Source organism: Caballeronia sp. GAWG1-5s-s, from assembly GCF_023631445.1.
GTDB lineage: Bacteria > Pseudomonadota > Gammaproteobacteria > Burkholderiales > Burkholderiaceae > Caballeronia.
The window spans coordinates 1-18,563 of the sequence record NZ_JALQDC010000014.1 but is presented as its reverse complement, the minus strand read 5'-3'; the positions used below and the strand labels follow the sequence as shown (position 1 = coordinate 18,563).

The window sequence follows — 18,563 nt, the reverse complement described above, 5'->3', positions numbered from 1 at the left end:
ACACGCAGGCCACACGCCCAACCCTCAGCAACAGCTAGCAACACCCGGCACGACCGGTAGAAGCAGGCAGAACCAGGCAGCACAGAGTGCGGAACATTCAAGATAACCGCGGCGCCGAATCCGGCTCCGCAGCAGGACGCTCGGTCGAAGGACAAGCAATCATGGACAAACTCGTCATTACGGGGGGCGCGAAGCTCTCCGGCGAAATCACCGTATCGGGCGCCAAGAACGCGGCTTTGCCGATTCTGTGCGCGAGCCTTCTCACCGCCGACGACGTCCATCTGTCGAACGTGCCGAACCTGAAGGACGTGCGCACCACGCTCGAACTGTTGCGTCAGATGGGCGTGCAGTCCGAAGCCATGACCGACGGCCGCGTGACGCTCAACGCGTCGAAGGTGGATAACCTCGTCGCGCCGTACGAGATGGTGAAGACCATGCGCGCGTCGATCCTCGTGCTCGGGCCGCTCGTCGCGCGTTTCGGCGAAGCGAAGGTGTCGCTGCCGGGCGGCTGCGCCATCGGCGCGCGTCCGGTCGATCAGCACATCAAGGGCCTTCAGGCGATGGGCGCCGAGATCAACATCGAGCACGGCTTCATCGAGGCGCGCGCGAAGCGTCTGAAGGGCGCGCGCATCATCACGGACATGATCACTGTGACCGGCACCGAGAATCTGCTGATGGCGGCGGTGCTGGCCGATGGCGAAACGATCATCGAAAACGCGGCGCGCGAGCCGGAAGTGAGCGACCTCGCGAATCTGCTCGTCGCGATGGGCGCGAAGATCGAAGGCATCGGCACGGACCGGCTGGTGATTCAGGGCGTCGAAAAGCTGCATGGCGCGCGTCATGCCGTGGTGCCGGACCGCATCGAAGCGGGTACGTTCCTGTGCGCGGTCGCGGCGGCGGGCGGCGATGTCACGCTGCGTCACGTGAGCCCGTCGCTGCTCGACGCCGTGACGGCCAAGCTGCGCGAAGCGGGCGTTTCCATCGAGGAAGGCGAAGACTGGATGCGCGTGCGCATGAGCAAGCGGCCGGAAGCCGTGAACATTCGCACGTCCGAATATCCCGCGTTCCCGACCGACATGCAGGCGCAGTTCATGGCGCTGAACGCGATTGCAAGCGGCACGTCGCAAGTGGTCGAGACCATCTTCGAGAACCGCTTCATGCACGTGCAGGAGCTGAACCGCCTGGGCGCGAGCATCACGGTCGATGGCAACACGGCGCTCGTGAGCGGCGTCGCGCAACTGTCGGGCGCGAAGGTCATGGCGACCGATCTGCGCGCGTCGGCGAGCCTCGTCATCGCGGCGATGTGCGCGGACGGCGAAACGCTGATCGACCGCATCTACCATCTGGATCGCGGCTATGACCGCATGGAGTCGAAGCTGACGGCGGTCGGCGCGAACGTTCGCCGCATCAAGGGTAGCGGGAGCGAGCAATGAGCTCGTTGCCGCAGACGTCGTCGTCGGTCGAGGCCAGCGCGCCGCTCACGCTCGCGCTCTCGAAAGGGCGTATCTTCGAGGAAACGGTGCCGCTACTCGCGGCAGCCGGCGTGCAGGTCGCCGAAGATCCGGAAAGCTCGCGCAAGCTGATTCTTCCGACCACGAACCCGAACCTGCGCGTGATCATCGTGCGCGCGACCGACGTGCCGACGTACGTCGAATACGGCGCGGCGGATTTCGGCGTGGCGGGCAAGGACGTGCTGATCGAGCATGGCGGCGGCGGTCTGTATCAGCCGGTGGATCTGAACATTGCGCGCTGCCGGATGTCGGTGGCCGTGAAGGCAGGCTTCGACTACGCCAACGCGGTGCGCCAGGGCGCGCGGCTGCGTGTCGCGACGAAGTACACGGAAACGGCGCGCGAACACTTCGCGGCGAAGGGCGTTCACGTCGATCTGATCAAGCTGTACGGATCGATGGAACTCGCGCCGCTCGTCGGCCTCGCGGATGCGATCGTCGATCTGGTGAGCTCCGGCGGCACGCTGCGCGCGAACAACCTGGTCGAGGTCGAAGAAATCATGCAGATTTCGTCGCGACTGGTGGTGAATCAGGCGGCGCTCAAGTTGAAGCGCGCGGCGCTGAAGCCCTATCTCGACGCGTTCGAGCGCGCCTCGGCAGCAACGAACAACTAGGGCGGCCGCTTCGCGCGGGCCGTCCACAGCACAATCGGAAACCAGCATGTCTATCAAGATTCGTAAGCTCGATTCCAGCACCGATGGTTTTCAAAAGGCGCTGCGCGCGGTGCTCGCGTTCGAAGCGAGCGAGGACGAAGCCATCGAGCGCGCCGTCGCGCATATTCTCGCCGACGTGAAAGCGCGCGGCGACGAAGCCGTGCTCGAATACACGAACAAGTTCGATCGCCTGAAAGCGGACAGCGTCGCGGCGCTCGAATTGCCAGCGTCCGAGATGGAAGCCGCGCTGGAAGGTCTCGAGCCGAAGCGCCGTGCGGCGCTCGAAGCGGCGGCGGCGCGCGTGCGCGGCTATCACGAAAAGCAGCGCATCGAATGCGGCAGCCATAGCTGGCAATACACCGAAGCCGACGGCACCGTTCTCGGCCAGAAGGTGACGCCGCTCGACCGCGCGGGCATCTACGTGCCGGGCGGCAAGGCGGCGTATCCGTCGTCGGTGCTGATGAACGCCATTCCGGCGCGCGTCGCGGGCGTGAAGGAAATCGTGATGGTCGTGCCCACGCCCGATGGCGTGAAGAATCCGCTCGTGCTCGCGGCCGCGCTGCTCGGCGGCGTCGATCGCGTGTTCACCATCGGCGGCGCGCAAGCCGTCGGCGCGCTCGCGTACGGCACGCAGACCGTGCCAGCTGTCGACAAGATTTGCGGTCCCGGCAACGCATATGTGGCGTCGGCGAAGCGTCGCGTGTTCGGAACCGTCGGTATCGACATGATCGCGGGGCCATCCGAGATTCTCGTGATCTGCGATGCGACCACCGATCCGCGCTGGGTTGCGATGGACCTGTTCTCGCAAGCCGAACACGACGAACTCGCGCAATCCATTCTGCTGTGCCCGGACGCGGCGTTCATCCAGCGCGTCGAGGACGCTATCGTCGAACTGCTTCCCGCGATGCCGCGGCGCGACGTCATCCAGCGCTCGCTCGAAGACCGCGGCGCGCTCATCAAGGTGAAGGACATGGCCGAAGCCTGCGCCATCGCCAACGACATCGCGCCGGAGCATCTGGAGATTTCCGCGCTCGATCCGCATCAGTGGGCCGCGCAGATTCACAACGCGGGCGCGATGTTCCTCGGCCGCTACACGAGCGAAAGCCTCGGCGACTACTGCGCCGGGCCGAACCACGTGCTGCCGACTTCGCGGACCGCGCGCTTTTCGTCGCCGCTCGGCGTCTACGACTTCATGAAGCGTTCGAGCGTCATCGAAGTGAGTTCGGACGGCGCGCAGACATTGGGCGAAATCGCGGCGGAACTCGCGTATGGCGAGGGGTTGCAGGCGCACGCGAAGAGCGCCGAATACCGGATGAAAAACGTCGGCTGAAGCGGGCCGTTGAACCGAACGAGGCGGCCTCAGAGCCGCCGCCAGCGCCAACAGCGCCACCATGAACACACCGAACGACATCATTCGTCCCGACGTCCTCGCGATGACGAGCTATCCCGTGCCGGAATCCACGGGCCTCATCAAGCTCGACGCGATGGAAAATCCCTACACGCTGCCCGACGCGCTCGCGCAACGGCTCGGCGCGCATCTCGCGGGCGTCGCGCTGAACCGTTATCCGGCGCCGCGCCCGGCTGAACTCATCGCGAAGCTCAAGCGCGCCATGCACGTTCCGCCCGCTTGCGACGTTCTACTCGGCAACGGCTCCGACGAGTTGATCAGCATGATGTCGGTCGCGTGTTCGAAGCCGGGCGCGAAAGTCGTCGCGCCGGTGCCGGGCTTCGTCATGTACCAACTGTCGGCGGCGTTCGCGCATCTCGAATTCATCGGCGTGCCGCTCAATGCCGATTTCACCCTGAACGCCGACGCGCTCATCGCCGCCATCAAGGAACACGCGCCCGCGCTCGTCTATCTCGCGTATCCGAACAATCCGACCGGCACGCTCTACGACGACGCCGATATCGAACGCGTGATCGCAGCGGCGACGAAGAGCCTCGTCGTCATCGACGAGGCGTACCAGCCGTTCGCCGAGAAAACGTGGATGCCGCGCGCCGCGGAGTTCGATAACGTCGTCGTGATGCGCACGGTGTCGAAGCTCGGTCTCGCGGGCATCCGCCTCGGTTACATGGCCGGTTCGCCCGCGTGGATCACGCAATTCGACAAGGTGCGCCCGCCGTACAACATCAACGTGCTGACGCAGGCCACCGCCGACTTCCTGCTCGATCATCTCGACGTGCTGGACGCGCAAGCCGCCGCGCTGCGCGAGGCGCGGGCCGACCTGGCGCGGGAAGTGGCCGCACTGCCGGGCATGACCGTTTATCCGAGCGCGGGCAACTTCCTGCTCGTGCGCGTGCCCGACGCGGCGCTCGCGTTCGAAACCCTGCTGACTTCGCGGGTTTTGGTGAAAAACGTGAGTAAAATGCATCCGTTGCTTACGAATTGCGTGCGTTTGACGGTCGGAACGGCCGACGAGAACGCGCAGATGCTCGCGGCGCTGAGAAAGCTCGCGCCCAACTGAACCCTTCTTCGAAAAGTCTCAAGGAAACACCATGCGCATTGCGGAAGTCGTTCGCAACACCAGCGAAACGCAGATCCGTGTGAAGCTCGATCTGGACGGCACCGGCAAGCAGAAGCTCGCCACCGGCGTGCCGTTTCTCGATCACATGCTCGACCAGATTGCCCGTCACGGCCTGTTCGACCTCGAAATCGAAGCGCATGGCGACCTCCATATCGACGATCACCATACCGTCGAAGACACCGGCATCACGCTCGGGCAAGCGGTGGCGAAGGCCATCGGCGATCGCAAGGGCATTCGCCGCTATGGTCATTCGTACGTGCCGCTCGACGAGGCGCTGTCGCGCGTCGTGATCGACTTTTCGGGGCGGCCGGGGCTCGAATTCCATGTGCCGTTCACGCGTGCGCGCATCGGCACGTTCGATGTCGATCTCACCATCGAATTCTTCCGCGGCTTCGTGAACCACGCGGGCGTGACGCTGCATATCGACAACCTGCGCGGCATCAACGCGCATCATCAGGTCGAGACCGTGTTCAAGGCCTTCGGCCGCGCGCTGCGCATGGCCGTCGAAGTCGACGAACGCGCGGCGGGACAGATTCCATCGACCAAAGGCAGTCTCTGATCAGCCGTTTGCCGATTCGGCGCCGCACAGCGTTCAACTCGGCCGACCATTCGCGATGGATCTTTTCAAGTCGTTCATATCCTTGCTCGCGCTGATCAACCCGATCGGCGCGATACCGTTTTTTCTGAGCCTCACCTCGCAGCAATCGGACGTGGAGAAGCGCAACACCATCCGCGTCGCGTGTATTTCGGTGTTCTGCGTGATCGCCGTAACGGCGCTGCTCGGGCAGCAGATCATCGCGTTCTTCGGTATTTCGGTCGGATCGTTCGAAGTAAGCGGCGGCATCATCATGCTGCTCATGGCGATCAGCATGCTGAACGCGCAAGTGGGCAACGCGCGCTCGACGCCCGAAGAGCGTATGGAAGCGGAAGAGCGCCACAGCATCGCAGTCGTGCCGCTCGCCATTCCGCTGCTCACGGGCCCGGGATCGATCAGCACGGTGATCGTCTATGCTGCAAGTGCGCAGCACTGGTACGACCGCTTCGGGCTCGTCGTGCTGGGCGCGATCATCGCGGCGTTGTGCTTCGGCGCGCTGAATCTCGCGGAGCCGATCGCGCGCTGGGTCGGGCGCACCGGAATCAATATCGGCACGCGTCTCATGGGATTGATGCTGTCCGCGCTGGCGGTGGAATTCATCGTCAACGGCTTGAAGGCCCTGATGCCTACCTTGAAATGAAAACTTCGATTGCGATTGTTGATTACGGAATGGGCAACCTGCGCTCGGTGTATCAGGCGCTGAAGAAGGCCGCGCCCGACGCGGACGTGGCGATCGTCGATCAGCCGCAGGCCATTCACGCGGCCGATCGCATCGTGCTGCCGGGACAGGGCGCGATGCGCGACTGCATGGCGCACCTCGGGCAGTCCGGCCTGCAGGAAGCGGTGATGCAGGCGTCGCGCGAAAAGCCGATGCTCGGCGTGTGCGTCGGCGAGCAGATGCTCTTCGACTGGAGCGAGGAAGGCGACACGCGCGGTCTCGGGCTGTTCCCGGGCAAAGTGGTGCGTTTTCAGCTCGAAGGCCGCGTGCAGGACGACGGCTCGCGCTTCAAAGTGCCGCAGATGGGATGGAACCGCGTGCGTCAGACGCAGGCGCATCCGGTCTGGGACGGCATCGCGGACGGCGCGTTCTTCTACTTCGTGCACAGCTATCACGTCGCGCCGGAGAACCCGGCGCACACATCGGGCGAAACCGTCTACGGCGATGCGTTCACGTCGGCGGTTGCGCGCGACAACATCTTCGCGACCCAGTTTCACCCGGAAAAGAGCGCCGACGCGGGCTTGCGCCTGTACCGCAACTTCGTTCACTGGAACCCGTGAGCGGCGTCGCGCGTTAGCCTGGCGGCCGCGCCTCCGCACGATTGAGTGCCGCGAGACTTGTACTACACTAGCGAGACGGCCCGCGCGGCCGTTTCAATCACTTTCACCCAGAAGATACGCGATACCTATGCTGCTCATTCCGGCCATCGATCTCAAAGACGGTCAGTGCGTGCGCCTGAAGCAAGGCGATATGGACCAGGCGACCATTTTTTCAGAAGATCCGGCGGCGATGGCCCGGCATTGGGTCGACAAGGGCGCGCGCAGACTCCACCTCGTCGATCTGAACGGCGCGTTCGCGGGCAAGCCGAAGAACGGCGACGCCATTCGGGCGATCATCGAAGAAGTGGGCAGCGAGATTCCGGTGCAGCTCGGCGGCGGCATCCGCGACCTGAACACCATCGAACGCTATCTGGACGACGGCCTTTCGTACGTGATCATCGGCACGGCGGCGGTGAAGAATCCCGGTTTCCTGCAAGACGCGTGCAGCGCGTTCGGCGGGCACATCATCGTCGGACTGGACGCGAAAGACGGCAAGGTCGCCACCGACGGCTGGAGCAAGCTGACCGGCCACGAAGTCGTGGACCTCGGCCGCAAGTTCGAGGACTACGGCTGCGAGTCGATCATCTACACGGACATCGGCCGCGACGGCATGCTTCAGGGCATCAACATCGACGCGACCGTCCGGCTCGCGCAAGCGGTCAAGATTCCGGTGATCGCAAGCGGCGGGTTGTCGAGCATCGCGGACATCGAATCGCTCTGCGAAGTCGAGGACGAAGGCATCGAAGGCGTGATCTGCGGTCGCGCGATCTATTCGGGCGACCTCGACTTCAAGGCGGCGCAAACCCGCGCCGACGCGCTGCGCGAAGCAGACGACGCCTGAGCCGCATTTCCGGCTTCTCGCGCGAGCACACTGAAGCGCGCCGGGCGGCGCTGGCCGCCCTCAACCGTACCGAACCGGCAGTAGCTAGAACATGGCTCTCGCAAAACGCATCATCCCCTGTCTCGACGTGACCGCTGGCCGCGTGGTGAAGGGCGTCAACTTCGTCGAACTGCGCGACGCGGGCGATCCCGTCGAAATCGCGCGACGCTACGACGATCAGGGCGCCGACGAACTCACGTTCCTCGACATCACCGCGACGTCCGACCAGCGCGATCTCATTTTGCCGATCATCGAGGCGGTGGCCTCGCAGGTCTTCATTCCGCTCACCGTCGGCGGTGGCGTGCGCGCGGTCGAGGACGTCCGGCGTTTGCTGAACGCGGGCGCGGACAAGATCAGCATGAATTCGTCGGCGGTCGCGAATCCGCAACTCGTGCGCGACGCGTCGGACAAGCACGGCTCGCAGTGCATCGTCGTCGCGATCGACGCGAAGCGCGTGTCGGGCGAAGGCGAGCCGCCGCGCTGGGAAGTGTTCACGCACGGCGGGCGCAAGGCGACCGGCATCGACGCAGTGGAATGGGCGCGCAAGATGGCCGAACTCGGCGCGGGCGAAATCCTGCTGACCAGCATGGATCGCGATGGCACGAAAGCCGGCTTCGATCTGGCGCTGACGCGGGCCGTGTCGGATGCCGTGCCCGTGCCGGTGATCGCGTCGGGCGGCGTCGGGTCGCTGAAGCATCTGGCGGACGGCATCGTCGAAGGGCACGCCGACGCCGTGCTCGCCGCAAGCATCTTCCACTACGGCGAGCATACGGTCGGCGAAGCGAAGCGTTTCATGGCCGATCAAGGCATTTCGGTGAGGATCTGAACCGTGAGCGACCCGACGAATTGGCTCGACAAGGTGAAGTGGGACGCGAACGGCCTCGTGCCCGTCATCGCGCAGGAAGCATCGACCAACGACGTGCTGATGTTCGCGTGGATGAACCGCGAAGCGTTGGCGAAAACCATCGAACTGAAGCGCGCCGTGTACTTCTCGCGCTCGCGACAGCGCCTGTGGTTCAAGGGCGAAGAGTCGGGGCACGTCCAGCACGTGCACGAAGTGCGGCTGGATTGCGATGAAGACGTCGTGCTGCTCAAGGTCGAGCAGGTGTCGGGCATCGCGTGCCATACGGGCCGCCATTCCTGCTTCTTCCAGAAATTCGAGGGAACGGCCGAGGGCGGCGAGTGGGTCGCCGTCGAGCCGGTCCTAAAAGACCCAGAAAGCATCTACAAATGACGCAAGCCACCACGCTGGACACGCTGCTTCGCCTTGCCGCCGTTATCGACAGCCGGAAAGGCGGCGATCCGGAACAATCCTACGTTTCGCGACTCTTTCATAAAGGTGACGACGCGGTCCTGAAGAAGATCGGCGAGGAAGCGACCGAAGTCGTGCTCGCCGCGAAGGACGCGCGCCACGGCGGCGCGCCGAAGGCGCTCGTCGGCGAGGTCGCCGATTTGTGGTTTCATTGTCTCGTGATGTTGTCGCACTTCGACCTGAGTCCCGCCGACGTAGTCGCCGAACTGGAACGGCGCGAAGGCTTGTCGGGCATCGAGGAGAAGGCGCTGCGCAAGTCGCGCGAGCGCGAACAAAACGGCGGCTGACGAGGCGTTCGCCCACTTTCTCGCGCGAGCGAAGGAGGCAAGCATGGCCGGGCTCGATGGACCGTACCCGCCGCCTGTGTATCAGACGCCGGCGGAAGACGAGCGGCTGCGCAGCCTGCGCACGCTCACGCACATCCTTTACGCGCTGTACGCGCTCTATTGGCTGACGGGCGGGCTGACCGTGCTCGTCGCGATCATCATCAATTATCTGAAGCGCGGCGACACGGTGGGCACGCCGTATCAGGCGCACTTTTCCTGGCAAATCCGCACGTTCTGGTGGGCGGTGCTCGGCCATGTGATCGGCGTCGCGTTGTTGTTCGTGGGCGTCGGCTTTCTCACTTTGTCCGCAGTCGGCATCTGGACGCTGTATCGCGTCATCAAGGGCTGGCTGTTTCTCTACGAAAACAAACCGATCGACCCGCAGACGTGGTTCTAGCGGCGATGCCTGGCAACGGAGTACGCACATTCATGAGCCAAGACAACTGCATCTTCTGCAAGATTGCCTCCGGGCAGATTCCCAGCACGAAAGTCTACGAGGACGACGAATTCGTCGCGTTCAACGACATCAACCCGGCCGCGCCGGTTCATGTGCTCGTGATTCCGCGTCAGCACATCGAGACGCTTTCGGACTGTTCCGAAAGCGATGCGCCGCTGCTTGGTAGAATGTTAAGTCTCGTTGGCCGTCTCGCGAAAGATTTGGGCGTTTCCTACACGGGTGGGGATACCGGGTTCCGGACGGTCATCAATACCGGGCCAGGCGGCGGGCAGGAGGTGTATCACATTCATGCGCATCTTCTGGCTGGGGCGCGTCCGTGGCGGCGAATGGGCTGACGCCGGTTTCATCGGCGTTTTGCTTTCCAATGCCATATTGGGCGCGCAAAATCGATACTGATAGCCGAGGCGGCATTGCTTCGGCTCGAGCTGCAGGCCAGCCTTCCGTCGCGGAAAGGCTTTTGCGGCGGAATAAGGAGAGTTTTCATTCATGGGTTCGTTAAGCATTTGGCATTGGTTGATCGTTCTGCTGATCGTGGCGCTCGTCTTCGGCACGAAGAAATTGCGCAATATCGGCGGTGATCTTGGCGGCGCGGTTCGCGGCTTCAAGGAAGGCATGCGTGAGGAAGAGAACCCCGCGTCGACCGATAAGCGCGATCAACTGCCGCGCGACACGGTGGACGTGGAAGCGAAGGACAAGACGCGTTCGGGCGACTACCGCTAATCGAACGGGCGAACGTAACCCTGCACAGTTCCTTCAATGCTCGATCTTGGTCTGACCAAAATGGCGCTCATCGGCGTCGTCGCGCTGGTGGTGCTCGGGCCGGAGCGCTTGCCCGGCGTCGCTCGCACGGCGGGCGCGCTCTTCGGGCGCGCTCAGCGTTACATCAACGACGTGAAGTCGGAGGTGGCGCGCGAGATGGAACTCGACGAACTCAAAAAGATGCGCACGCAGTTCGAGACGGCGGCGTCGAACGTCGAATCGACGATTCACGACAACCTGCGACGCCACGAGTCCGAACTGAACGATGCGTGGAGGGAAGGCACGTCGGTCGAGCCGAGCATCGCGGGAGGCGCTGCGGCGTCGCCTGAAGATGAAAGCGGCGCTTCCGACAAGCCTTGGGTGAACTCGACGTTCGCGCCGGCGAAGCGCAAGAACTGGCGCGTCAAGCAGACGGCGGTTCCTAACTGGTACAAGCGCACCACCGCGCGCCGCACGCGCGTGCAGTCGGGCGCGGCCCGCGTCGCGCGTCATACGCCTGCAAGCTTGCGCCGTCCGACGAAATTCTTCTGACACGGCCGCATTTCTTCCATCGATGATCCAAACCGAGGGCCGGCGTGAGCGACCCGCAATTCAATAAAGACGAGCCCGTCGAAGAGACGTTTATCTCCCATTTGGTGGAACTGCGCGATCGCATCATCCGCGCGGGGGCTTCGGTCATCGTCGTTTTCGTCGGGCTGGTGTATTGGGCGCCGGACATCTTCAAACTGCTCGCGCGTCCGCTGATGCAGAACTTGCCGCGCGACGGCAAGATGATCGTCACCGACGTCACCGGCTCGTTCTTCGTGCCGATGAAAGTGACGATGCTCGTCGCCTTCGTCATCGCGTTGCCGTTCGTGCTGTATCAGATCTGGGCGTTCGTCGCGCCGGGGCTCTATCAGCATGAGAAGAAGCTGGTCGCGCCGCTGGTGTCGAGCAGCTACGCGCTGTTTCTCTGCGGCATGGCGTTCGCGTATTTCGTCGTGTTCCCGACCATTTTCCGCGTGATGGCGCATTACAACGCGCCGCTCGGCGCGGAAATGACGACGGATATCGACAATTACCTGAGTTTCGTGCTCACCATGTTCCTTGCGTTCGGCGTCACATTCGAGGTGCCGATCGTCGTCGTGCTGCTCGCGCGCATGGGCGTGGTGTCGATTCAGAAGCTCAAGCAGATCCGGCCGTATGTAATCGTCGGCGCGTTCATCATCTCGGCGGTGGTGACGCCGCCGGATGTCTTCTCGCAGCTCATTCTGGCGATTCCGCTCATCATCTTGTACGAAGCGGGAATCGTGGCGGCGCGGCTGGTTGTCGGGAAAGAGGCGATCAAGAGCGAAGAGCTCACCGTGAAATAAGAAGCTGCGGCCGATTGTCGCAGCGTCCGTCGGACCGAACGCGTGTTCTCCGCAATAAAAAAGGCAGCCGAGGCTGCCTTTTTTGAGCGCTCGGCGCGTTATTCGTCGCCCTGATCGCCCTGATCTTCGTCCGGCGTCTGCGGCGCCTTGGGCTGCGCGGGCCGTTTGCCGATCATCACGTTCACGTCCAGTTCCTTGTTCTTGCGCATCAGATGCACTTTCACGGACGTACCCGGCTTGATCTGAGCAACCACGTTCAAGAGGCGCGTGGTGTCGGTGATCGTGTCCTCGTTGATGCTGACGAGAATATCGCCGGGCTTGATGCCGGCTTTATCCGCCGGGCCGCCTTGCAGCACGCCCGCGACGATCGCGCCGGATTTCTGATCGAGCCCGAACGATTCCGCGATCTCCGGCGTCACGTCCTGCGGTTCGACGCCGATCCAGCCGCGCGTGACCGTGCCCGTCGTGATGATGCTCTCCAGCACGCTGCGCGCCGTCGACACCGGAATGGCGAAGCCGATGCCCAGCGAGCCGCCGCTACGTGAATAAATGGCGGTGTTGATGCCGAGCAGGTTGCCGTTCACGTCGACGAGCGCACCGCCCGAATTGCCGGGGTTGATCGCCGCGTCGGTCTGAATGAAGTTCTCGAACGTATTGATGCCCAGGTGATTGCGCCCGAGCGCGCTCACGATGCCCATCGTCACCGTCTGGCCGACGCCGAACGGATTGCCGATCGCCAGCACGACATCGCCGACGTGCGTTTGGTCCATTCGCCCGAGCGTGATGCTCGGCAGGTTCGTCAGCGCGATCTTCAGCACGGCGAGGTCCGTTTCGGGATCGACGCCGATCACCTTCGCGCTCGACGTGCGCCCGTCCGCGAGCGCGACTTCGATCTGGTCCGCACCGTCCACGACGTGCTGGTTCGTTAGAATGTAACCTTCCGAGCTGACGATGACGCCTGACCCGAGATTCGACGCGGGAGGCTCGTCGTTCTTGCGTCTGTTCTTGTCGCCGAAGAAGTAGCGGAAAAGCGGGTCTTTGGCTCGCGGGTCCGCCGGCAGATTGCCGTCCTTGCTGGAGAACACGTTCACCACCGCGGGCATCGCCTTTTGCGCGCCGTCCGCATACGACGACTGGAGCGGGCGCGAGCCGATGCTCGGCGCCACTTCCTGTAACGCGACGATCGGCTCGGCGAGTTGCTTGCCGAATTGGCCCTGACGTTGAAGCCACTGCGGTTTCAGGGTCGCGATGATGAACATCAGAGCCAAAAGCACGGTGACCGCTTGGGCAAAAAACAGCCAGAAGCGTCTAAGCATTTGAAGGGATAGAGGATTTCATGGATCGGATCGAACTCGAATTGTATCTGAACAACCTGCTGGAAATCGGCCGCTTCAAGGACTATTGCCCGAACGGCCTACAGGTGGAAGGCACGCGCCGCGTTCAGAAAATCGCGACCGGCGTGACGGCATCGCTCGCCTTCCTGGAAGCCGCGCTGGAGTGGGGCGCGGACACGGTGCTCGTCCATCACGGCTACTTCTGGCGCAACGAGGCGCCGCAGATCACGGGGCGCAAGCATCGGCGGCTGCGCACGCTGGTCGCCAACGACATCAATCTATTCGCGTATCACCTGCCGCTCGACGCGCATCCGGAACTCGGCAACAACGCGCAGATCGGCGCGCGGCTCGGCCTCATTGCCGACGGCCGTTTCGGCGATCAGGACATCGGCTGGGTCGCGCCGATCACCATGCCGCTTTCGCTCGAGCACTTCACCGCGACGGTCGAGAATGCGCTCGGTCGCAAGCCGCTCGTGTTCGGCGACGCCGACCGCGAACTGCGGCGCGTCGCGTGGTGCACGGGCGGCGCGCAGGGCTATTTCGAACAGGCCATCGACGCGGGCGCCGACGTGTATCTGAGCGGCGAGGTGTCCGAGCAGACGATGCACATCGCGGCGGAATCCGGCGTGGCGTATATCGCGGCGGGGCATCACGCGACGGAGCGTTATGGCGTGCAGGCCGTCGGCGCGCACCTGTCCGAAGAGTTCGACATCGAGCATGTGTTTATCGATATCGATAATCCGGTCTGAAGTGGCGATTCTTCGTCGCTCAAGCCCGGCTGGAGCGATGAAAAGACGCTTCACGCGAACGCACGAAAACGTGGGGAAAACCCGGAAGGTTCGTTAAATCCGGGTAATTTTCCCCGAACGGCCCTTGTAAATGGCAACTCCATTCGCGCACACTAGCGGCGGAACACTGATGTGACGGTATAAATCCAACTCAGAAGTGGGGCGTGTGATGCGAGACAAGGACGATAAGCGCGTCGATGGCGGCCGCCGTACCTGGCTGATTACGACGACCGTGGCGGGTGGTGTCGGAGGTGTGGCAACGCTGGTTCCCTTTGTTGGTTCGTTCGCTCCGTCGGAGAAGGCCAAGGCGGCGGGCGCACCCGTCGAGGTCGATATCAGCGGACTCAAGCCGGGCGAAATGATGACGGTCGCCTGGCGCGGCAAGCCGGTGTGGATCGTGAATCGCACGGACGAAATGCTGTCCGACGTGAAGAAGGCCGACAACGAAGTGGCCGATCCGAAGTCCAAAATGGAATTCTCGATGCCGTTGCCGGAGTACTGCAACAACGAGTTCCGCTCCCGCGCCGATCACAAGAACATATTCGTGGCCGTCGCCGTCTGTACGCACCTCGGCTGCACGCCGACGCCGCGCTTCACCGAAGGTCCGCAACCCAATCTTCCCGATAACTGGCCCGGCGGCTTTCTTTGCCCGTGCCACGGCTCGACCTACGACATGGCCGGCCGCGTCTTCAAGAACAAGCCCGCGCCGCAGAATCTGGACGTGCCGCCGTACATGTTCACTTCCGCGACGCAACTCGTGATCGGCAAGGACGAAAAGGGAGAGGCTTAAATGGCGACCGCAGACAAGGATGTGGAAACGACGGGCTTCTTGGGCTGGATAGATCGCCGGTTTCCTTTGACTTCCACCTGGAAGAAACACGTCACCGAATACTACGCGCCGAAGAACTTCAACTTCTGGTATTTCTTCGGCTCGCTTTCAATGCTCGTGCTGGTCATTCAGATCGTCACGGGCATTTTTCTCGTCATGAATTACAAGCCCGATGCGACGCTGGCTTTTGCATCGGTCGAGTACATCATGCGCGAAGTGCCGTGGGGCTGGCTCATTCGGTATATGCATTCCACGGGCGCGTCGATGTTTTTCGTCGTCGTTTATCTGCACATGTTCCGCAGCCTGATGTACGGGTCGTACCGCAAGCCGCGCGAGCTCGTGTGGATTTTCGGTTGCGCCATTTTCCTGTGTCTGATGGCGGAAGCGTTCTTCGGCTATCTGCTGCCCTGGGGGCAGATGTCGTTCTGGGGCGCGCAGGTTATCGTGAATCTGTTCTCGGCGATTCCATTCATTGGCCCGGATCTGTCGCTGTGGATTCGCGGCGATTATGTCGTGTCGGATGTCACGTTGAATCGCTTCTTCTCGTTTCATGTGATCGCGATTCCGCTCGTACTGATCGGGCTCGTTGTTGCGCATCTGGTCGCGCTGCACGAAGTGGGATCGAATAATCCCGATGGCATCGAAATCAAGGCAAAGAAGGACGCGAACGGCATTCCGCTCGACGGTATTCCGTTTCACCCGTATTACTCGGTGCACGACTTCATGGGCGTCTGCATCTTCTTGCTGATTTTCGCGGCGATCATTTTCTTCGCGCCGGAAATGGGCGGCTACTTCCTCGAAGCGAATAACTTCGTGCCGGCCAATCCGCTGCAGACGCCGTCCGAAATCGCGCCCGTCTGGTACTTCACCGCGTTCTACGCGATGCTGCGCGCGACCACGGATCCGTTCAAGATCGTGCTGATGATCATCATCGCGCTGCTCGGGGCGTTCGCGCTTTTGCGCGCGCGCGGAAAATGGCGCATTGGGCTGCCCGTGCTCGCGCTCTTGGTGATCGTGTTCATGGCGCTCACCGAATCCAAGTTCTGGGGCGTGGTCGTGATGGGCACGGCGGTCGTTTCGCTGTTCTTCGTGCCGTGGCTGGATCGCAGTCCGGTGAAGTCGATCCGCTACCGGCCGCTCTTTCACAAAGTCTTCTACGCGATCTTCGTCTTCGCGTTCCTGGTGCTCGGCTTCCTGGGAACGCGTCCGCCATCGCCGGCGGGGACGCTCATCGCGCAAATCTGCGCGCTCATTTATTTCGCGTTTTTCCTCGGCATGCCTTTCTGGACGCCGCGCGGCCGATTCAAGACGCCGCCCGAGCGAGTGAACTACAAACTCCACTAAGCGCCCGTCCGGAGAAGACACAATGAAAAAATGGCTCTCGACTCTCGCGATGATCGGCGCGGCGATGTTTTTGTTCAGCGCGGCGCCAGCGCACGCGGCGGAAGAAGCGGTGCTGGACCGTGCGCCCGATAACGCGGACAATTTTGCGTCCTTGCAGCACGGCGCCCAAATATTTGTAAACTACTGCCTGAACTGCCATAGCGCGAGCCTGATGCGCTACAACCGTCTGACGGACCTCGGGCTCACGCAGAAGCAGATTCAGGACAATCTGCTGTTCACGACGGAGAAGATTGGCAACACCATGAGCATCGCGATGCGCCCGGACGACGCCAAAGCGTGGTTCGGCGCCTCGCCGCCGGATTTGTCGGTGGAGGCGCGAGCGCGCGGCAAGGACTGGCTCTATACGTACTTGCGCAGCTTCTACCGTGATCCGACCCGCCCGACGGGCTGGAATAATCGCGTGTTCGAGAACGTGGGCATGCCGCATGTGCTGTGGACGCTGCAAGGCATCCGCGATGCGCGATTCGAGACGGATACGGACGAGAAAACCGGCGAAAAGACAAAAAGATTCGTGGGTTACACTCAGGTGACGCCTGGCACCATGTCGAACGTGGATTATGATTCAGCTGTGGCCGATCTGGTTTCGTACCTTTCGTGGATGTCCGAACCCGCCCAGCAGACCCGCAAGCGCCTCGGCGTCTGGGTCTTGCTGTTCCTGGCGCTCCTGAGCTTCCTCGCATGGCGTCTGAACGCGGCATACTGGCGAGATATCAAATAGCACGCCATCGACGGCGTGGGTCGGCTCGGCGGCGCTCCCGGAAGGGAGCCCCGCGGCCGGCCTTCGAGTTTACTGAAGGGACTTAAAAACATGATGGTTCTGTATTCCGGCACTACTTGCCCGTTCTCCCAGCGCTGCCGGCTGGTGTTGTTCGAAAAGGGCATGGATTTCGAGATCCGCGACGTCGATCTGTTCAACAAGCCGGAAGACATCGCGGTGATGAACCCGTACGGTCAAGTGCCGATTCTCGTCGAGCGCGACCTGATCCTGTACGAGTCGAACATCATCAACGAGTATATCGACGAGCGTTTCCCGCACCCGCAGCTGATGCCGGCTGATCCGGTGCAGCGTGCGCGCGCGCGTCTGTTCCTGCTGAATTTCGAGAAAGAACTGTTCGTGCACGTCGGCACGCTCGAGAACGAAAAGGGCAAGGCGGCCGAGAAGAACCACGAAAAGGCGCGCAGCGCGATTCGCGACCGCCTCACGCAACTCGCGCCGATCTTCCTGAAGAACAAGTACATGCTGGGCGAGGAATTCTCGATGCTCGACGTCGCGATCGCGCCGCTCTTGTGGCGTCTGGATCACTATGGCATCGAGCTGTCGAAGAACGCCGCGCCGCTGATGAAGTACGCCGAGCGCATTTTCAGCCGCCCGGCTTATATTGAAGCGCTGACGCCTTCCGAAAAGGTGATGCGTCGATAGTTTGCGAGAACGGGGCGCGCCGGGCGCGAGTTCGCGCGACCGTGCTCCGGCAGAGGAAAGTTGATGCAAGAAATTTCCACCAAGCCGTATCTGTTGCGCGCGCTGTACGAATGGTGCACCGATAACGGTTTTACGCCCCATATCGCTGTGCGAGTCGACGGCGCGACGCGCGTGCCGCGGCAGTTCGTGCGCAATGACGAGATCGTGCTCAACATCAGCTTCGAGGCGACGAGCCAGTTGCAGATGGGGAACGAATGGATCGAGTTCAGCGCGCGCTTCTCCGGGAAGTCGCACAAGATCGAGGTCCAGGTCGCCAACGTGCTCGCCATTTACGCTCGCGAAAACGGGCAGGGAATGGCGTTCCCCGTCGAGCCGTCGTCCCATTCCGCGAGCGAGCCCAGTGTATCGGCTGCGCCCCGCTCGGCCGACCGGGAGACTCGTCACGTCGAGTCCCAGGCGGAGGATCAGTCGGGCGCTGGGGCCGCTTCGTCGAGCGAAGATGCGCCGTCAGGTTTGTCGGATGACGACGCTTCGAAATCCTCTGGCCGGTCGCACCTGAAAGTCGTTAAATGAAGTAGAATCTCGTCCTTCGCCGGCTTAGCTCATCTGGTAGAGCAGTTGATTTGTAATCATCAGGTGGCGGGTTCGAGTCCTGCAGCCGGCACCAAGATTTGAGCGTCGACGGGTCGTGCGATGTCCGCACGACCCGTTTGCTTTAAGCGAGCCGATTCGTTCGCAGGTCAGAGTCGAAAGGCGAGTCAAAAAGAAGCTTCAAAAACTTGTTGACACTGACCGAAACGACGTACATAATCTCGTTTCTCTGCTGCTGATGCAGCGACGCAAGACGAAGCGGTTGAGCTAAGTGCTTGATGCGGCGAAGTGAAAGGTCTTGGCGGATTGCTCTTTAAAAACTAACAGCCGATAAGTGTGGGCGCTTGATGGTAAGTGCGGCCGGTTCTACGGAATTGGTCAAGCAAAAGTATCAAGAGTCTCACACGAAGTATCAGAGGAAGGTTTATCTGTCGAGAGACGGATTAATCATCGTCAGTACGTTGAGTGAGCGACCGGTTGGTAAAACAACCGAAAACAGTAACAGGCATTGAA

At 62.2% G+C, this 18,563-nt stretch carries 23 protein-coding genes and 1 tRNA gene; 23 read left to right on the top strand and 1 reads right to left on the bottom strand.

From position 1 onward, the window contains the following. Positions 1-161 precede the first annotated feature (161 nt). From murA to tatC, 16 genes are all read left to right on the top strand, one after another. Positions 162-1,433 carry a UDP-N-acetylglucosamine 1-carboxyvinyltransferase gene (gene murA / locus NCR34_RS12505; RefSeq protein WP_248320604.1) on the top strand — a complete coding sequence of 424 codons (1,272 nt, stop codon included), beginning with the start codon at positions 162-164 and terminating at the stop codon, positions 1,431-1,433. Then, a complete protein-coding gene (gene hisG, locus NCR34_RS12500; RefSeq protein WP_175946518.1) occupies positions 1,430-2,122 on the top strand; it encodes an ATP phosphoribosyltransferase in 693 nt (230 codons plus the stop codon). Before murA ends, hisG begins: the two co-directional genes overlap by 4 nt. A 46-nt stretch (positions 2,123-2,168) precedes the next feature. Continuing rightward, on the top strand, positions 2,169-3,491 hold the full coding sequence (gene hisD / locus NCR34_RS12495) for a histidinol dehydrogenase (RefSeq protein WP_248320603.1): 1,323 nt from the start codon (positions 2,169-2,171) through the stop codon (positions 3,489-3,491). Positions 3,492-3,552: 61 nt separating this feature from the next. Beyond that, positions 3,553-4,626 (top strand): histidinol-phosphate transaminase, encoded by a 1,074-nt coding sequence (gene hisC, locus NCR34_RS12490; protein ID WP_248320602.1) that lies wholly within the window; start codon positions 3,553-3,555, stop codon positions 4,624-4,626. Positions 4,627-4,657: 31 nt separating this feature from the next. Next, entirely contained in the window at positions 4,658-5,245 is a 588-nt protein-coding gene (hisB, locus tag NCR34_RS12485; protein WP_175946524.1) for an imidazoleglycerol-phosphate dehydratase HisB, read from the top strand. A 55-nt stretch (positions 5,246-5,300) separates the two neighbouring features. Further along, complete coding sequence (locus tag NCR34_RS12480) at positions 5,301-5,921, top strand: YchE family NAAT transporter (protein ID WP_248320601.1); 621 nt, start codon at positions 5,301-5,303, stop codon at positions 5,919-5,921. Beyond that, entirely contained in the window at positions 5,918-6,559 is a 642-nt protein-coding gene (gene hisH, locus NCR34_RS12475; RefSeq protein ID WP_206467117.1) for an imidazole glycerol phosphate synthase subunit HisH, read from the top strand. The genes NCR34_RS12480 and hisH overlap by 4 nt, the downstream gene beginning before the upstream one ends. Positions 6,560-6,686: 127 nt before the next feature. Next, the gene (gene hisA, locus NCR34_RS12470; protein ID WP_175946530.1) at positions 6,687-7,439 is read left to right on the top strand and encodes a 1-(5-phosphoribosyl)-5-[(5-phosphoribosylamino)methylideneamino]imidazole-4-carboxamide isomerase; all 753 of its coding nucleotides are present in this window, start codon (positions 6,687-6,689) and stop codon (positions 7,437-7,439) included. A 91-nt stretch (positions 7,440-7,530) separates the two neighbouring features. Then, positions 7,531-8,304 carry an imidazole glycerol phosphate synthase subunit HisF gene (gene hisF / locus NCR34_RS12465; protein WP_175946532.1) on the top strand — a complete coding sequence of 258 codons (774 nt, stop codon included), beginning with the start codon at positions 7,531-7,533 and terminating at the stop codon, positions 8,302-8,304. Positions 8,305-8,307: 3 nt separating this feature from the next. Then, complete coding sequence (gene hisI / locus NCR34_RS12460) at positions 8,308-8,712, top strand: phosphoribosyl-AMP cyclohydrolase (protein ID WP_248320600.1); 405 nt, start codon at positions 8,308-8,310, stop codon at positions 8,710-8,712. Beyond that, positions 8,709-9,077 carry a phosphoribosyl-ATP diphosphatase gene (locus tag NCR34_RS12455; protein ID WP_175946536.1) on the top strand — a complete coding sequence of 123 codons (369 nt, stop codon included), beginning with the start codon at positions 8,709-8,711 and terminating at the stop codon, positions 9,075-9,077. The genes hisI and NCR34_RS12455 overlap by 4 nt, the downstream gene beginning before the upstream one ends. Before the next feature lie 43 nt (positions 9,078-9,120). Beyond that, positions 9,121-9,513: a DUF4870 family protein gene (locus NCR34_RS12450; protein WP_250500054.1), complete on the top strand. Its 393-nt coding sequence runs from the start codon at positions 9,121-9,123 to the stop codon at positions 9,511-9,513. Between the two features lie 32 nt (positions 9,514-9,545). Beyond that, positions 9,546-9,908 carry a histidine triad nucleotide-binding protein gene (locus NCR34_RS12445; RefSeq protein WP_175946540.1) on the top strand — a complete coding sequence of 121 codons (363 nt, stop codon included), beginning with the start codon at positions 9,546-9,548 and terminating at the stop codon, positions 9,906-9,908. Between the two features lie 151 nt (positions 9,909-10,059). After that, the gene (gene tatA, locus NCR34_RS12440) at positions 10,060-10,293 is read left to right on the top strand and encodes a Sec-independent protein translocase subunit TatA (RefSeq protein WP_248320599.1); all 234 of its coding nucleotides are present in this window, start codon (positions 10,060-10,062) and stop codon (positions 10,291-10,293) included. 36 nt (positions 10,294-10,329) lie between these two features. Next, entirely contained in the window at positions 10,330-10,863 is a 534-nt protein-coding gene (gene tatB, locus NCR34_RS12435) for a Sec-independent protein translocase protein TatB (protein ID WP_248320598.1), read from the top strand. A gap of 44 nt (positions 10,864-10,907) precedes the next feature. After that, entirely contained in the window at positions 10,908-11,684 is a 777-nt protein-coding gene (tatC, locus tag NCR34_RS12430; protein WP_248320597.1) for a twin-arginine translocase subunit TatC, read from the top strand. Between the two features lie 98 nt (positions 11,685-11,782). On the opposite strand, the gene NCR34_RS12425 is transcribed toward tatC, so the two are convergent. Further along, the gene (locus NCR34_RS12425; protein WP_175946549.1) at positions 11,783-13,000 is read right to left on the bottom strand and encodes a S1C family serine protease; all 1,218 of its coding nucleotides are present in this window, start codon (positions 12,998-13,000) and stop codon (positions 11,783-11,785) included. A 20-nt stretch (positions 13,001-13,020) separates the two neighbouring features. Between NCR34_RS12425 and NCR34_RS12420 the strand changes: the two genes are divergently transcribed. From NCR34_RS12420 to NCR34_RS12390, 7 genes are all read left to right on the top strand, one after another. Continuing rightward, positions 13,021-13,767: a Nif3-like dinuclear metal center hexameric protein gene (locus NCR34_RS12420; protein WP_248320596.1), complete on the top strand. Its 747-nt coding sequence runs from the start codon at positions 13,021-13,023 to the stop codon at positions 13,765-13,767. Between the two features lie 208 nt (positions 13,768-13,975). Continuing rightward, on the top strand, positions 13,976-14,596 hold the full coding sequence (gene petA / locus NCR34_RS12415) for a ubiquinol-cytochrome c reductase iron-sulfur subunit (RefSeq protein ID WP_175946553.1): 621 nt from the start codon (positions 13,976-13,978) through the stop codon (positions 14,594-14,596). Further along, positions 14,597-15,979 (top strand): cytochrome b, encoded by a 1,383-nt coding sequence (locus NCR34_RS12410; RefSeq protein ID WP_250500053.1) that lies wholly within the window; start codon positions 14,597-14,599, stop codon positions 15,977-15,979. 22 nt (positions 15,980-16,001) lie between these two features. Further along, a complete protein-coding gene (locus NCR34_RS12405) occupies positions 16,002-16,757 on the top strand; it encodes a cytochrome c1 (RefSeq protein WP_248320594.1) in 756 nt (251 codons plus the stop codon). 90 nt (positions 16,758-16,847) lie between these two features. Continuing rightward, the gene (locus NCR34_RS12400; RefSeq protein ID WP_008344155.1) at positions 16,848-17,459 is read left to right on the top strand and encodes a glutathione S-transferase N-terminal domain-containing protein; all 612 of its coding nucleotides are present in this window, start codon (positions 16,848-16,850) and stop codon (positions 17,457-17,459) included. A 63-nt stretch (positions 17,460-17,522) separates the two neighbouring features. Beyond that, positions 17,523-18,032 (top strand): ClpXP protease specificity-enhancing factor, encoded by a 510-nt coding sequence (locus NCR34_RS12395; RefSeq protein ID WP_248320593.1) that lies wholly within the window; start codon positions 17,523-17,525, stop codon positions 18,030-18,032. Between the two features lie 18 nt (positions 18,033-18,050). Then, positions 18,051-18,126 (top strand) — tRNA-Thr (locus NCR34_RS12390). Positions 18,127-18,563: the final 437 nt, after the last annotated feature.